The organism is Kitasatospora sp. NPDC059747 (assembly GCF_042732955.1).
Taxonomy (GTDB): Bacteria; Actinomycetota; Actinomycetes; order Streptomycetales; family Streptomycetaceae; genus Kitasatospora.
This window is the reverse complement of the sequence record NZ_JBHWGV010000003.1, coordinates 118188-131437: the sequence shown is the minus strand read 5'-3', so window position 1 is coordinate 131437 and position 13250 is coordinate 118188. Positions and strand designations below refer to the sequence as shown.

The window sequence follows — 13250 nt, the reverse complement described above, 5'->3', positions numbered from 1 at the left end:
GGCCACCAGCGGGGAGGAACCCACCATGAGCCAGACCCTGAGCGCCGTCGCCACCGAGGCCGCCACCACCCCGGCCGGCGCGGAGAAGCAGTCGAACCCGGTGGGCTCCGCGTTCCGCCCGCTCCTCCTGGACGTCGCCGCCCCGCTGGCCGGCTACTACCTGCTCCACTCGGCCTTCGGGATGAGCGAGTTCGCCGCCCTCGCCTGGAGCAGCGCCGTCCCGGCCGGCCGGACGGTCTTCGGCCTGCTGCGCGAGCGCACCCTCAACCTGTGGGCCGCGCTGATGCTGGCGGTCAACCTGGCCGGCCTGGCGCTCACCTTCCTCACCGGCGACGCCCGGATGATGCTCGCCAAGGACGGCCTGCTCAGCGGCAGCGTCGCGGTGGCCGTCCTGGTCTCCGCCCTCGTCGGCAAGCCGGTGATGACCCCGGTGCTGATGCCCTTCCTGACCAAGGGCAACCACGCCCGCGCCGCCGCCTGGCAGCGGCTGGCCGAGGGCCGGGCGACCGCCTCGCGCTCCTTCCACCGCCACGAGCGCGTCTTCTCGGGCATCTGGGGCACCGCGCTGCTGGCCGAGTGCACCGCCCGCGTGGTCGGCGCCTTCACCCTGCCCGTCTCGACCATGGCCTGGCTGTCCACCGTCTTCCTGATCGGCGCCATCGTGGCCGGCTCGATGCTCGGCCAGATCGCCGCCGAGCCGATGGAGAAGCTGCTCACCGCCGAGACCGACGCCCCGACCGCCGCCTGACCTGCGCCTCTTCCTTCCGAACGTCCGAACAGCGGGTTTCCGCCGGTCGAACGGCGAGGAACCATCCGGATCTCCCGATAGTCCTTCATAACGAGGGGGTAACGGGCCCCCGGACGACGAAACGGGGAACCCTGTGAGCGAGCGGAGCGAGCGAGCCATGAAGAGGTGCACGTGGGTGAATGCCCCTGCCGAGCGCAGCGAGGTGGGAGCATGAACCGGACGCACGCGCAGACCACCACCGAGGACCGCACCCTCGTCTGGGACGGCTGCCTGAACGTCCGCGAGCTGGGCGGACTGCCCACCGTCTCCGGCCGCCCGACCGCCCGCGGCGCGATCGTCCGGGCCGACAACCTCGACCGCCTCACCGCCGAGGGCTGGGACGCCCTCCTCGACCACGGCGTCCGCACCGTCGTCGACCTGCGCAACGCCGAGGAGCACAAGCCGCTCCTCCCCCGCCCCGAGGGCGTCGAACTGGTCCGCGTCCCGCTGGACGAACTCGCCGGCCCCGCCTGGTGGGAGACGTACGGACGGCTGGACGGCACCCCGCTCGCGCTCCGCCCCTACCTGGACCACTGCCCGCACGCCGCCGCCGAACTGGTCACCACGGTGGCCGGCGCCCGGCCCGGCGGCGTGGTCGTCCACTGCGGTGCCGGCCGCGACCGCACCGGCCTCGCCGCCCTCCTCCTGCTCGCCCTGGCCGGGGTCCGCCCGGCCGCGATAGCCGAGGACTACCTGCTCAGCGGCCCCAACGTCCGTCCGCTGTACGGAATGCTGGGCCTGCCGGACCAGTACCGCCGGATCGATGCGGTGCTCGCCGAGGCCGGCACCACCGCCGAGGCCGCCCTGGCCGACACGCTCGACGGCTTCGACCCGGCCGGCTACCTGCTCGCCGCCGGGGTCACGCCGGCCGACGTCGCCGCCGTCCGGGCCCGGCTGGTGCCCGCGGCCTGACCGCCGTCCGGCCGCGGCCTGACCGCTGCCCGACCGCCGCCGGACCGCCGCCGGAGCCGGTCGTTCACCAGAGCCGGTCGACCGTCCCGGGGTGGAGGGCGATCCGGCGGTGCGGGAAGTCCGCCCGGTGGCGCTCGGCGCGCGCGGTGAAGAAGGCCGCCATCGTCACCTTGTCGAAGCCCTCCCGGTCGCTGGGGAACGGATCCTCCGCCGTGCCCCCGACCAGGACCGCGCCCGGCAGGCACTCCCAGCCCGCGCTCTCGTAGAAGCCCCGCAACTCGCGGTCGCAGGTGAACAGCCCGAGGTCCGCGCCACGCTCCCGGGCGGTGGCGCGGGCCGCCGCCACCAGCCGCCGGCCGTGCCCCAGGCCCCGGCAGGCCGGGTCGGTGACGACGGTGGACAGGCCGCTCGCCGCGTACGTCCGCCCGGCGTGGACGATCTCCTTGGAGAGCACGTCCAGCGCGGCCACCACGCGGGCGCCGTCCAGCAGCAGCATGGAGAGCGGGCGCAGGGCCGGATCGTGCACGGGCGCGGCGGACGGACCGGGCGGGCCCGGCCACGCCAGATCCTGCAACTCGGCCACCCGCAGCTTGAGTCCGGCGGGCACCTCGGCCTCGGGCAGGGTGATGATCCGCAGGTCAGCCGCCATGTCCGACACCTTCGCTCCACTCCGTCACCCGACCGCCCGAAGCCTACCCGGCAGTATCGTCAACTATCGGTTGACGATGCAGGATCGACAACCTACGGTTGACGCATGGAGAATCCCGTTGTTCCCAGCACGACTCCGCTGCGCCTCGACGACCTGATCACCGCGATCAAGAAGGTCCACACCGACGCGCTCGACCAGCTGTCCGACGCGGTGATCGCCGCCGACCACCTGGGCGAACTCGCCGATCACCTGATCGGCCACTTCGTGGACCAGGCCCGCCGCTCCGGCGCGTCCTGGACCGACATCGGCCGGAGCATGGGCGTGAGCAAGCAGGCCGCCCAGAAGCGCTTCGTCCCCAAGGACCCCGCCACCCCCGACGACCTCGACCCCAGCCAGGGCTTCGCCCGCTTCACCGACCGTGCCCGGCACGTCGTCGTGGTCTCGCAGGAGGAGGCCAGGAACGCCGGCAACGCCGAGATCACCGCCGAGCACCTGCTGCTCGGCCTGATCGCCGAACCCGAGGGCATCGGCGCCAAGGCGCTCGCCGCCCAGGGCGTCGACGCGGAGGCGGTCCGCGCCGCCGCCGGCGCCGCCCTGCCGGCCCCCGCCGCCGAACTGCCCGCGCTGATCCCGTTCGACGCGCAGGCCAAGAAGGTGCTGGAGCTGACCTTCCGCGAGGCCCTCAAGCTGGGCCACAACTACGTCGGCACCGAGCACATCCTGCTCGCCCTGCTGGAGCAGGCGAACGGCACCGGCGTGCTCGCCGACCTGAACGTCGACAAGGCCGAGACGGAGACGTTCGTCTCGGAGGCCCTCACCGCCATCGTCGCCGCCCGAAGCGAGGACCCGAGGCAGCCCTGAACCACGGACGGGCCCCGCGACGGTCGACCGCCCCGGGGCCCGCGCCGCTCTCCCGACACCCCGTCAGAATCCCGACACGCTCGTGGTGACGATCCGCACCCGGCCGTCGACGGCCGCCTCCAGCGCGGCCCGCAGCCGCGCCGAACGGGACGGGCCGAGCAGGACGAGCGCCTCCTCGTCGGGGACCCAGCGGTAGTCGTCGAGCTCACCGGCCGGGACGGTCACGGGGGTGCCGTCCGGGACGGTGCCGAAGTCGAAGAGCAAGTGCTCGGCCGGGTGGTCGAGTTCGTTCGAGGGGTGGGTCCAGGAGATCGCCAGCAGGTCACCGGCGGCCTTGACGATCCCGGTCTCCTCCTCCAGCTCCCGCGCGGCGCACTCGGCGGGCCCCTCGCCGAGGTCGATCGTGCCGCCCGGGAACTGCCAGTGCTCGCGGTACCCGGCCTTCACGATCAGCATCCGCCCGGACTCGTCCCGCAGCAGGCAGCCGGCCGCCGCGTAGATCCGCGGCAGGGACGCCAGCCACTCCTCACGGGACTTCAAAGGCTCAGCAGACACGGCGTTCCTCCTCGGCGCGGTGCCCACAGCCGGTGGCTGCGGCAACGGTGGTCCCTGCGGCCCCTACTCTGCCACCGCGGCCGCCGGGCGGACGGACGCGGCGGACCCCCGGGCGGACCACCCGGACCCGCGTACCCGAACCGGACCTGCGAACCTGCACCGGACCGATGATTCGCGACCGCCGGAGCGGTCCAACCCGCATGGAGACCAAGCGAACCACCACCGGCCGGACGCTCACCTGCGACCTCGGCGCGCTCACCGCCCCCGACCTGGCGGTCGTCGACGCCCTCGCCCGGCTGCGGCTCGCCGCCGCCCGGCACGGCGTGGGCGTGCTGCTGCTGAACGCGAGCGGCCCGCTGCGGGAGTTGCTCGCGTTCAGCGGGCTGGCCGACGTCCTGCCCGTGGCTCCCCCGCCGCTACTCGGCCTCCAACCGGGCCGGGAGGCCGAACAGCGGGAAGAGCACGTCGGTGTCGAGGAAGTTGGTGAGCCCGGTGATCCGGCCGTCTGACACCTCGGGCACGATCAGCGCCCACGGCTCGTGCCCGCCCGCCGGACTCGGCCGGTACTGCGCGAAGGCCGGACCGCCGTTGGCCGTCACCGGGAGCAGGCGCGAGCCGCGGCAACCGCAGCCGGGGCCGAGCATCCAGGCCCGGATCTCGTCCTTGCCGCGCAGCCACATCGCGAACGGCGGCATGTTGAGCGTGACGTCCTCGTGCAGCAGCGCGGCCAGGCCCGCCATGTCGTAGGCCTCGAAGGCGCTGACGTAGCGGTCCAGCAGCGCGCGGTGGTCGTCGTCCAGGGCGGGCGCCGGGCGGGCGGCCGCGCCGTCGCCGGCGAGCACCGCGCGGGCGCGCTGGAGCGCGCTGTTGACCGAGGCCACCGTGACGCCGAGCAGCTCGGCCACCTCGGCGGCCCGCCAGCCGAGCACCTCACGCAGGATCAGCACCGCGCGCTGGCGCGGTGCGAGGCGCTGGAGCACCGCCACGAAGGCCAGTTTCACCGACTCGCGCTGCGCCGCCACGTCGGCCGGGTCGCCCGTCTCGGGCAGCACCCGGCCGTCCGGCGCGGGGCCGATCCACGTCATCTCGGGCAGCTGCGCGTCGCTCGCGGTGGCGACCGTCACCGGGCCGGCCAGGTCCATCGGGCGGGCCCGGTTGTTGCGGCCGTTCAGCGCGTCCAGGCAGACGTTGGTGGCGATCCGGTACAGCCAGGAGCGCAGGGCGGCCCGGCCCTCGAAGTTCTTGTGGCCGCGCCAGGCGCGGACCATCGTCTCCTGCACCGCGTCCTCGGCCTCGAAGACCGAACCGAGCATCCGGTAGCAGTAGCCGGTGAGTTCCGTCCGGTACCGCTCCAGCTGGACCTCGACCGGCTCCTCGGTGATCACGTCCGTCATCGTGCGCCCCCGTCGCCCTGGCCGCCCTTCGGCCGACGCGACGACCGTACCGCAGGGGTCCGACACGTCGACCCGGCGCGTTCCGGCGGTCGCCCCGACCGGACCTGAGCACGCGTCAGGGGTGGGCGCCCGGCGCGGACGCCCACCCCCGGCGGCAGTGGCGCCGCTCAGTGCGCGGAGTGCTTCTCGGCGCCGCGGTGCCGGTGGCCCTTGAGCTCGGCGTGCATCGCCGGAGCGGCGTGCGCCACCGCCGTCCCGGTGTCGCGCCCGCCGTGGCGGAACGCGTCGCCCGCGGCGTACCCGGCCGCCGCGCCGGAGGTGCCGCCGGTGCGGACGCGTGGAGCGAGCTGCTTGGGGCTGCTGGCCATGCCGCGTCGCTCCAGCAGGTCCTGGGTGCCCTGGCGGAGCTTGGCGGTGCTGGCGGGTGTTCGCTTGGTCATCGTCGGCCTCCCTTCGGCGGTCACCGACGGCGACGGACGTCGGCCGGTGGCCGCTCGGGCGCTGCGCTTCGAAAATCGGACGAGCGCTATGTCCGGATTTTATCCGGCTTGGAGCCGGGTGCCACCGGGAATCCGCACCCGACGGCGGCGCCGCTCAGCCCATGGCCTCGTGGACGAAGCACCAGCGCCAGTCCTCCCCCGGCTCGTACGAGCGGATCACCGGGTGCGAGGAGGCGTGGAAGTGCGCGGTGGCGTGCCGCCCCGGTGAGAAGTCGCAGCAGCCGACGTGGCCGCAGTCCAGGCAGATCCGCAGGTGCACCCAGTCCCGCCGGCCCTCGGCCAGGCAGTCGGCGCAGCCGTCGCCGGGCGGGGCGGGCCGGATGGTCTCGGGGGCCATGGCGAGGTCTTCGCAGGCGGCGGTCATGCCCGCAGGGTAGTGACGCCCGCCCGGGGCGGGGCGCGAAGACACGCCCGAGAAGGGCCGCGGAGCAGCGGCTCACTCCACCCGGGCCGGGCTCCCGTCCGCCGTCCAGCTCGCCAGCAGCGCGAGCTTCTGCGCGGTCGGCGAGCCGGCCGGCGCCGTGAACGCGACCAGCAGCTGCTCCGGCGATCCGTGCACGCCCAGGGTCTCGTAGCCGAAGTCGAGTTCGCCGACCAGCGGGTGCCGGACCAGCTTCACCCCGTGGGTCTTCTCGCGGACCTGGTGATCGGCCCACAGGCGGCGGAACTCCTCGCTGCGCACGGACAGTTCGCCCACCAGCGCACCCAGCTTGGCGTCCTCCGGGTGCAGCCCGGCGTCCCGCCGCAGGTACGCGACCGTCTCCGCCGCCACCGCCTCCCACTGCACGTAGAACTCGCGGGCCGCCGGGTCGAGGAACACCTGCCGGGCGGCGTTGGTGTCGCTCCCCGGACGGGACGAGTAGCCGTGCACCGCGTCCGCCAGCCCGTTCCACGCGAGAACGTCCATCCGGCGCCCCAGCACGAACGCCGGGACCCCCGCCATCATGTCCAGCAGCAGCCTGGTGCCCTCGCGCACCTGCTGCCTCCCGCGCGCGGCGGAGACGGCGGAGGGCTTCGGCGGGCGGGCCAGCGACCGCAGGTGCTCCGCCTCCACGTCGTCCAGGCGCAGCACCCGCGCCACCGCGTCCAGCACCGTGTCCGAGGCGCTGCCGCCCCGGCCCTGCTCCAGCCGGACGTAGTAGTCCACGCTCACGCCCGCGAGCTGCGCCACCTCCTCCCGGCGCAGCCCCGGCACCCGGCGGCGGCCGTGCGAGGGCAGGCCCACCTCCTCGGGCTGGATCCGGGACCGGCGCGAACGGAGGAAGTCCCCCAGGCTGTTCTCCATGCCCGGCAGCGTAGTCCGGGGGACGGCGCGGGAGGGTGGTACTGCCGTTCCCAGGAAGGCAGTTCCCAGGAAGGCAGTTCCCGGGTCCGTGGTTCCCGGGAAGAGCTCGGCCCTGGGTAGCCGTCCGCCGCCGCAGCAGAGTGGTCGTCGTCAGCCCGACCGCCCCAGCCCCGGAGCCTCCCGATGAGCTACCCCGCCCTCGCCACCCGCACCGCCGTCGTCACCGGAGCCGCCAGCGGCATGGGCGCCGCCACCGCCCGGCTGCTCGCCGCCGGCGGTGCCCGCGTCGCCCTGCTCGCCCGCCGCGCCGACCGGCTGGCGGACCTGGCCGCCGAGATCGCCGGGGCCGGCGGCCAGGCCGTCGCCGTCACCGCGGACATCACCGACCAGGCCTCCGTCGACGCCGCCGCCGAGGCCGTCCACGCCGCCTTCGGACCGGTCGACCTGGTGGTCAACAACGCCGGCGTGATGCTGCCCAACCCGCTCGACGACGGCCGCATCGACGAGTGGGCCCGCATGATCGACACCAACCTGACCGGCGCGCTGCGGATCGTCCGCGCCTTCACCCCCGACCTCGTCGAGGCCGCCGCCGAGGGCCGCGCCGCCGACCTCGTCAACGTCTCGTCCATCGCCTCGCACGTCGTCTTCCCCAACTACGCGGTCTACGGCGCCACCAAGGCCGGCCTCACCCAGCTGTCCGCGGCGCTTCGCACCGAGCTCGGCCCCCGCGACGTCCGGGTCAGCGCCGTCGAGCCCGGCCTCACCGACACCGAACTCGGCGGGCACATCGACAACCCGGCCCTGCGCGAGCAGCTCGGCGGCATGTTCGAGGCGATCCCGGCCCTGGGCGCGGACGACATCGCCGACCTCATCGCCTACACCGTCACCCGCCCCCGGCACGTCAACCTGCGCCACGTCGTCGCGCTGCCCACCCGGCAGGCGTGAGGGGCCGCTGCTGGCCTCTCGGCTCACGGCGCGCCCTCAGGGGGGCATGGGAGCATGCCCCCCGTGGCAATCGTGACGGGGAGAACGGACGGCGGCACCGGCGGCGCGGGGGCCGACGGTGCCGGGACGGGCGCTGCGCCCGGGCACCTGCCGGGGCAACGGCCCCGGCAGGCGGAGCGCGCTCCCGCGTCCGGGGCGGGCGGGGGCGTCCCTGCCCGGGTGCTCGACACCGGCCGAATACGGCAGCCGGTCGCCCTCGTCCGGCTGCTCACCGGCCTCCTCGGAACCGCCCTCACGCTCCTGCTCGCCGACTACGCCCGCGCCACCACCAGCGGCCTGGCCGCCGACATCTCCGGGGCCACCGAACTGGTGCCCCGCCCCCTGGCGGGCCTCGCCGGCGGCCTCACCACCGCCGCCGTCCTGCTCCTGCCCGTCGGCCTCGCCGTCCGCCGCCTCCTCGGCCCCGACCGGCGGCGCGCCCTCCAGCAGGTCTCGGACGGCCTGCTCGCGGCCGTCCTCGCGTACGGCCTCACCCTCGCCGTCGGCATGTGGGCCGACGGGCTCGCCCCGGCCTCCCTGCTCGCCTCCCTCACCAAGGCCCTGCCCGGCGGGCCCACCGGGCACACCGAGCCCGTGTACGGGTACCTCGCGCCCGCCCTCGCCTTCCTGACCGCCTCCGGCAGCCGCGAACGGCGCCTGCCCTGGACCGTCCTCGCCCTCTCCGGCCTCGCCGGACTCGCCGCCGGCTACGCCACCCCCACCGCGCTCCTCCTCGGGCTGCTCATCGGCTGGACCGCCGCCCACGGCGTCCTCTACGCCGTCGGCACCCCGGACCCGCGGCCCCGGCCCGCCGAGATCCTCCGCGGCCTGCGCGAGAGCGGCCTGCGGCCCACCGCCGTCCAGCCCGCCGGGCCCTACCGCCACCTCGTCCGGCAGGCCGACGGCCGCCCCGACCTCGACGTCCAGGTCCTCGACCGCCAGGCCGTCACCGCCGCCGCCCTGCACCGCGCCTGGCGCCGCCTGCGGCTGCGCACCGCGCCCCACCCGCGCGCCCTGCGCTCCCCCCGCACCGGCCTGGAGCACGAGGCCCTGGTCTCGTACGCGGCCGTCGCCGCCGGCGTCCGCACCCGCCGCATCGCCGCCACCGCCGGACTCGGCCAGGACACCGCCCTCATCGCGTACGAGCACCTCGCCGGCCGCACCCTCGACGAACTCGCCGACGACGAGATCACCGACGACCTCCTCACCGACGCCTGGCACCAGCTCGCCCTCCTCCAGCGCCGCGAGATCGCCCACCGGGCCCTCGCCCCGTCCGCCCTCCTGGTCGACCCGGCGGGCGCGGTGCACCTCGTCGACTTCGCGGACGGCGACATCGCCGCCAGCGAACTCGTCCTGCGCAGCGACATCGCCCAGCTCCTCACCACCCTCGCGCTGCGCGCCGGCCCGGCCCGCTCCGTCCGCACCGCCATCGCCGCCCTGGGCCCCGACCCCGTCGCCGCCGCCCTCCCCCTGCTCCAGCCGATAGCCCTGGCCCCCACGACCCGCCACTCCCTGAAGCGCCGGCCTGCGGCCACGGGAACGCCCGGAGCCACCACCGGCACGCCCCTGGTCACCACCCGCCCGGACGCCGACGGGCCAACCGCCTCTCAGGCAACCGCGTCCTCCAGCAACGGCGGGGAAGCCACCACCGGCACCCCCCTGGTCACCGCCCGCCCCGACGCCGACGGCCCTGCCGCCCTACAAGCGGCCGCGCCCCCTGCCGCCACCGGCACGCCCCACACCACCACCCGCCCCGACACCGACGGGCCGACCACCTCCCAGACGGCCGCCTCCTCCACCGAGGCTGCCGCCGGGAGCCACCCCGGGACCGCCCAGCCGGCCTCCAGCGGGCCCGCCGACGGGCCGGCCGCCGAGGCCAAGGCGCCGGACCTCCTGGACGGGATCCGGGCCGAGGTCCTGCGGTTGCGGCCGCAGGCGGCCGTGCGGCCGGTGAAGCTGGAGCGGTTGCGGCCTCGGACGCTGCTCGCGGTGGCGGGCGGGGTGGTGGCCGGGTGGCTGCTGATCCCGCAGCTGTTCTCGGCGGAGCGGAACCCGATCGCCGCCGTGGCCGACGCCGATCCGCTCTGGCTGCTGCTGGCCGTCCTCGCCGCCGCGACGAGCCACGTCACCGCGGCGATGGGGTTCGTCGGCTTCGTGCCGGAGCGGCTGGACTTCCGCAACGCCGTGCTCGCGCAGGTGGCCGGGTCCTTCGCGAAGCTGGTGTCGCCGGGCGGCGTCGGCGGCGTCGCACTGAACACCCGGCTGCTGCAGCAGGCCGGGATCCCGACCGCGCAGGCGCTGTCCAGCGTCGGCGTCGGTCAGTTGATCGGGCTGGTGCTGCACCTGCTCCAGCTGGGCGCGTTCGTCTACCTGCTCGGCCAGGAGCCCGGCGGCTCGGAGCTGGACGCGCTGCCCGCCGTCGCCGGCGGCCTCGCGGGGGCGGCGGTGCTGCTGGCCGCGGTGTCGGCGGTGCCGCCGGCCCGGCGGTGGCTGGCGGCGCGGCTGCGGCCGCTGACGGCGGAGGTGCTGCCGCGGCTGCTGGAGCTGCTGCGCAACCCGGGACGGCTGGCGGTCGGGGTGACCGGGCAGCTGATGGTCTCGATGTGCCTGACCGCCTGCCTGTACTGCTCGGCCCGTGCGGTGGGCCAGGAGCCGTCGTTCGCGGCGGTCGCGGTGGTGTTCCTCATCGGCAGCCCGATCGGCAACGCGGCGCCGACCCCGGGCGGGGCGGGTGTGATGGACGGGGCCCTGGGGGCCCTGCTGCAGTCGGCGGCGTCGATGGAGCAGGGCGGCGCGGTGGCGGCCGTCGTGCTCTACCGGTGCCTGACGCTGATCCTGCCCGTCCTGCCGGGCTGGGCGGCGTTCGCCTGGCTGCAGCGGCGCCGCGCCCTGTGAGCCCACGGCGGCCGGCGTGCCACGGCCGCTACTCCCGGTACTCGTCCTCGTCGAGCTGGACCACTCGGCTCTGCTCGGCGGCGTCCGCGAGGTCGGTGGCGGGGTCGGCGCCGAGGGCCCGGCGTTCGGCGACCTCGTCGTACTCGTCGCCCTCGGGCGCCTCGTCGTCGGGTTCGACGGTCTCGACGGCCTCGTCGATGAGGTAGTCCTCGTGGTTCTGCGGCATGGCGTCCGTCCTCGCTGTTCGGAGGCTCCCACGAGCGCCGGGTGGCGGTGCGCGGGCGGTGCTGGGCAGTACTGGCAGTATCCGCCGCCGGGCCCCCGGACGCGAAGTGCCGGCCCGGTTCCGGCGTGTTGCCCGGACCGGCCCGCAACCCGCGATTGACCCACGAATCCAGTGATCGAATGACCCATTCCCGTGGTGCATTCCATCCCTAGAGTCGTAGTCATGACGACGAACGAGATCACCGCAGCCCCGGCCCGCCTCGACTACGCCCGCACCGTCCCCAAGGTGTTCCGCGCGATGATCGCCCTGGACGCCGCCGCCCGCGAGGGCCTGGACCCGACCCTGGTCGAGCTGGTGCAGCTGCGCACCTCGCAGCTGAACGGCTGCGCCTACTGCCTGGACATGCACGTCAAGGACGCCCGCAAGGCCGGCGAGACCGACGAGCGGATCTACCTCCTCCCGGTGTGGCACGACGCCCCGGCCGGCGTCTACACCGAGCGCGAGCGCGCCGCCCTCGCGCTGGCCGAGGAGGTCACCGCGATCGGCGGCGGCGTCTCGGACGCCGTGTACGCGCGGGCCGCCGCGCTCTTCGAGGAGGAGGAGCTGGCCCACCTGATGTCGGTCTGCTTCACGATCAACACCTGGAACCGGATCAACGTGACCACCCGCAAGACCCCCGGCACCCTCTAGGGCCACGGCACCGGCCCCGGCCCGCGCCTGCGCCCGCGCCCCGGCCCGCGCCCCGGCCGGACAGAACGCGGCCGGGGCCGCCGGGGGTACGATCGGTGCCGTACCAGGGCTTACCCGCACCCACCCGGTGGCCCCGAGGCCCACACGAACGACGGGGAAGCACATGTCCGGCTCGCACTACTTCACGGGTGCGCCCGAGGTCGCCAGCGAGCGCCGGCCGATCACGGTCTCCCTGCCGGACCTCACCCTCGAACTGACCACCGACGCCGGGGTGTTCTCGCGCGGCCGGCTCGACCCCGGCACCCGGATCCTGCTGGAGCACGCCCCGCAGCCGCGCGTGCGCGGCCCGATCCTGGACGTCGGCTGCGGCTACGGCCCGATCGCGCTCACCTGGGCGACCCGGCGCAAGCGCCTCCCGGTCTGGGCGGTGGACGTCAACGAGCGCGCGCTGGAGCTGGTCCGGCTGAACGCCGGAGCGCTGGGGCTGGGCAACGTCCAGGCCGCGCTGCCGGACGACGTCCCGGAGGACCTCCGGTTCGCCACCATCTACTCGAACCCGCCGATCCGGATCGGCAAGGCCGCGCTGCGCCGGCTGCTGACGCACTGGCTCGGCCGGCTGACCCCCGACGGTTCCGCGTTCCTGGTCGTGCAGAAGCACCTGGGCTCGGACTCGCTGCAGAAGTGGCTGACCGAGCAGGGTTACCCGACCTCCCGGATCGCGTCGGTCAACGGGTTCCGGATTCTGGAAGCGCGGCCCCGCCCGGAGACGGGCGAGGGCTCCGAGAGTGGACGAGGTACGACGTCGTGAAGCAGCTCCGCGGGACCGAACTGAAGCGCCTGCACCGCTCGTGGCGGCGCAGCAACGAGTTCCGGCTCGCGCTGATCCTGGAGAACCTGCAGTCCCCGTTCAACGTCGGCTCGGTCGTGCGGACCGGCGCGGCGATGGGCGCCGAGAAGCTGTACCTGACCGGGGACACCCCGTCGGTGCGCTCGTCCGGCGCGCAGAAGGCCGCGATGGGGACCGACAAGTACCTGAAGGTCGAGCACTTCCCGACCGTCGCCGAGGCGGTCGCGGCGGCGAAGGCGGACGGCTTCAAGGTGGTCGGCCTGGAGCTGGCGGACGACGCGGTGCCGATGTTCGCGGCCGAGCTGACGCCGGCGGTGGCCTTCGTCCTCGGCCACGAGGACCGCGGGATCACGCCGGAGGCGCTGGCGATCTGCGACCAGGTCGTGTTCGTGCCGCAGCTGGGCCGGGTCGGCTCGCTGAACGTCTCGGCCGCCGCGACGGTCGCCTGCTACGAGGCGCGCCGGCAGGGGTACGCGATCAGCGGCACCCCGGACGGCAGCGAGGACGTCGGCGGGCTCGACGACGAGTAGCTCCGCGGACCCCGCGCTCCACTCGGGGGTTCCGCTCGAATTGCGGGTTGGGGTGGGGGTAGGGGCGCACCCCACCCGGGTATTGGGGGGGGGGGGGGGGCACGCTCACCACCCAAAATCGAGCTCGCGCACTGG

Annotated in this window: 16 protein-coding genes; 9 read left to right on the top strand and 7 right to left on the bottom strand. The window is 75.1% G+C overall.

Going from position 1 to position 13250, the window contains the following annotated elements; translation table 11 throughout:
- Window positions 1–25: 25 nt before the first annotated feature.
- Both ACFV4G_RS02535 and ACFV4G_RS02530 read left to right on the top strand, forming a co-directional pair.
- Window positions 26–748 carry a VC0807 family protein gene (locus tag ACFV4G_RS02535; protein ID WP_380435688.1) on the top strand — a complete coding sequence of 241 codons (723 nt, stop codon included), beginning with the start codon at window positions 26–28 and terminating at the stop codon, window positions 746–748.
- A 210-nt stretch (window positions 749–958) separates the two neighbouring features.
- The gene (locus ACFV4G_RS02530; protein WP_380435686.1) at window positions 959–1699 is read left to right on the top strand and encodes a tyrosine-protein phosphatase; all 741 of its coding nucleotides are present in this window, start codon (window positions 959–961) and stop codon (window positions 1697–1699) included.
- 64 nt (window positions 1700–1763) lie between these two features.
- Here the strand turns inward: ACFV4G_RS02530 and ACFV4G_RS02525 are convergent, their stop codons facing one another.
- Window positions 1764–2348, bottom strand: coding sequence for a GNAT family N-acetyltransferase (locus tag ACFV4G_RS02525; protein ID WP_380435684.1), 585 nt, complete (start codon window positions 2346–2348; stop codon window positions 1764–1766).
- Between the two features lie 105 nt (window positions 2349–2453).
- Between ACFV4G_RS02525 and ACFV4G_RS02520 the strand changes: the two genes are divergently transcribed.
- Window positions 2454–3209 (top strand): Clp protease N-terminal domain-containing protein, encoded by a 756-nt coding sequence (locus ACFV4G_RS02520; RefSeq protein WP_380435682.1) that lies wholly within the window; start codon window positions 2454–2456, stop codon window positions 3207–3209.
- Between the two features lie 63 nt (window positions 3210–3272).
- On the opposite strand, the gene ACFV4G_RS02515 is transcribed toward ACFV4G_RS02520, so the two are convergent.
- Window positions 3273–3764, bottom strand: coding sequence for an NUDIX domain-containing protein (locus ACFV4G_RS02515; RefSeq protein WP_380435680.1), 492 nt, complete (start codon window positions 3762–3764; stop codon window positions 3273–3275).
- A 200-nt stretch (window positions 3765–3964) separates the two neighbouring features.
- On the opposite strand from ACFV4G_RS02515, the gene ACFV4G_RS02510 reads away from it, so the two are divergent.
- On the top strand, window positions 3965–4273 hold the full coding sequence (locus ACFV4G_RS02510; protein WP_380435678.1) for an STAS domain-containing protein: 309 nt from the start codon (window positions 3965–3967) through the stop codon (window positions 4271–4273).
- Here ACFV4G_RS02510 and ACFV4G_RS02505 read toward each other — a convergent pair.
- The 4 genes from ACFV4G_RS02505 to ACFV4G_RS02490 form a co-directional block, all read right to left on the bottom strand.
- On the bottom strand, window positions 4181–5158 hold the full coding sequence (locus tag ACFV4G_RS02505) for a sigma-70 family RNA polymerase sigma factor (RefSeq protein ID WP_380435676.1): 978 nt from the start codon (window positions 5156–5158) through the stop codon (window positions 4181–4183). The genes ACFV4G_RS02510 and ACFV4G_RS02505 overlap by 93 nt on opposite strands.
- Window positions 5159–5325: 167 nt before the next feature.
- Window positions 5326–5598 carry a hypothetical protein gene (locus ACFV4G_RS02500; RefSeq protein WP_380435674.1) on the bottom strand — a complete coding sequence of 91 codons (273 nt, stop codon included), beginning with the start codon at window positions 5596–5598 and terminating at the stop codon, window positions 5326–5328.
- 154 nt (window positions 5599–5752) lie between these two features.
- Window positions 5753–6022: a UBP-type zinc finger domain-containing protein gene (locus ACFV4G_RS02495; RefSeq protein ID WP_380435672.1), complete on the bottom strand. Its 270-nt coding sequence runs from the start codon at window positions 6020–6022 to the stop codon at window positions 5753–5755.
- 72 nt (window positions 6023–6094) lie between these two features.
- Complete coding sequence (locus ACFV4G_RS02490) at window positions 6095–6943, bottom strand: helix-turn-helix transcriptional regulator (protein WP_380435670.1); 849 nt, start codon at window positions 6941–6943, stop codon at window positions 6095–6097.
- A gap of 183 nt (window positions 6944–7126) precedes the next feature.
- On the opposite strand from ACFV4G_RS02490, the gene ACFV4G_RS02485 reads away from it, so the two are divergent.
- Entirely contained in the window at window positions 7127–7888 is a 762-nt protein-coding gene (locus ACFV4G_RS02485; protein ID WP_380435668.1) for an SDR family oxidoreductase, read from the top strand.
- Window positions 7889–7951: 63 nt separating this feature from the next.
- Window positions 7952–10822 (top strand): lysylphosphatidylglycerol synthase domain-containing protein, encoded by a 2871-nt coding sequence (locus ACFV4G_RS02480; RefSeq protein ID WP_380435666.1) that lies wholly within the window; start codon window positions 7952–7954, stop codon window positions 10820–10822.
- 28 nt (window positions 10823–10850) lie between these two features.
- Here the strand turns inward: ACFV4G_RS02480 and ACFV4G_RS02475 are convergent, their stop codons facing one another.
- Window positions 10851–11048, bottom strand: a complete 198-nt coding sequence (locus ACFV4G_RS02475) for a hypothetical protein (RefSeq protein ID WP_363650026.1) — start codon at window positions 11046–11048, stop codon at window positions 10851–10853.
- Window positions 11049–11270: 222 nt separating this feature from the next.
- On the opposite strand from ACFV4G_RS02475, the gene ACFV4G_RS02470 reads away from it, so the two are divergent.
- From ACFV4G_RS02470 to ACFV4G_RS02460, 3 genes are all read left to right on the top strand, one after another.
- Window positions 11271–11738 carry a carboxymuconolactone decarboxylase family protein gene (locus tag ACFV4G_RS02470; protein WP_380435664.1) on the top strand — a complete coding sequence of 156 codons (468 nt, stop codon included), beginning with the start codon at window positions 11271–11273 and terminating at the stop codon, window positions 11736–11738.
- 163 nt (window positions 11739–11901) lie between these two features.
- The gene (locus ACFV4G_RS02465; RefSeq protein ID WP_380435662.1) at window positions 11902–12546 is read left to right on the top strand and encodes a class I SAM-dependent methyltransferase; all 645 of its coding nucleotides are present in this window, start codon (window positions 11902–11904) and stop codon (window positions 12544–12546) included.
- Window positions 12543–13115 (top strand): TrmH family RNA methyltransferase, encoded by a 573-nt coding sequence (locus ACFV4G_RS02460; protein WP_380435660.1) that lies wholly within the window; start codon window positions 12543–12545, stop codon window positions 13113–13115. Before ACFV4G_RS02465 ends, ACFV4G_RS02460 begins: the two co-directional genes overlap by 4 nt.
- Window positions 13116–13250 lie beyond the last annotated feature (135 nt).

What these genes read in the sequence shown, in the direction of transcription:
- ACFV4G_RS02475 (WP_363650026.1), bottom strand. Translation starts at nt 11,048, where the DNA reads ATGCCGCAGAACCACGAGGACTACCTCATCGACGAGGCCGTCGAGACC.
- ACFV4G_RS02485 (WP_380435668.1), top strand. Translation starts at nt 7,127, where the DNA reads ATGAGCTACCCCGCCCTCGCCACCCGCACCGCCGTCGTCACCGGAGCC.
- ACFV4G_RS02495 (WP_380435672.1), bottom strand. Translation starts at nt 6,022, where the DNA reads ATGACCGCCGCCTGCGAAGACCTCGCCATGGCCCCCGAGACCATCCGG.
- ACFV4G_RS02535 (WP_380435688.1), top strand. Translation starts at nt 26, where the DNA reads ATGAGCCAGACCCTGAGCGCCGTCGCCACCGAGGCCGCCACCACCCCG.
- ACFV4G_RS02525 (WP_380435684.1), bottom strand. Translation starts at nt 2,348, where the DNA reads ATGGCGGCTGACCTGCGGATCATCACCCTGCCCGAGGCCGAGGTGCCC.
- ACFV4G_RS02510 (WP_380435678.1), top strand. Translation starts at nt 3,965, where the DNA reads ATGGAGACCAAGCGAACCACCACCGGCCGGACGCTCACCTGCGACCTC.
- ACFV4G_RS02530 (WP_380435686.1), top strand. Translation starts at nt 959, where the DNA reads ATGAACCGGACGCACGCGCAGACCACCACCGAGGACCGCACCCTCGTC.
- ACFV4G_RS02520 (WP_380435682.1), top strand. Translation starts at nt 2,454, where the DNA reads ATGGAGAATCCCGTTGTTCCCAGCACGACTCCGCTGCGCCTCGACGAC.
- ACFV4G_RS02470 (WP_380435664.1), top strand. Translation starts at nt 11,271, where the DNA reads ATGACGACGAACGAGATCACCGCAGCCCCGGCCCGCCTCGACTACGCC.
- ACFV4G_RS02500 (WP_380435674.1), bottom strand. Translation starts at nt 5,598, where the DNA reads ATGACCAAGCGAACACCCGCCAGCACCGCCAAGCTCCGCCAGGGCACC.
- ACFV4G_RS02505 (WP_380435676.1), bottom strand. Translation starts at nt 5,158, where the DNA reads ATGACGGACGTGATCACCGAGGAGCCGGTCGAGGTCCAGCTGGAGCGG.
- ACFV4G_RS02465 (WP_380435662.1), top strand. Translation starts at nt 11,902, where the DNA reads ATGTCCGGCTCGCACTACTTCACGGGTGCGCCCGAGGTCGCCAGCGAG.
- ACFV4G_RS02490 (WP_380435670.1), bottom strand. Translation starts at nt 6,943, where the DNA reads ATGGAGAACAGCCTGGGGGACTTCCTCCGTTCGCGCCGGTCCCGGATC.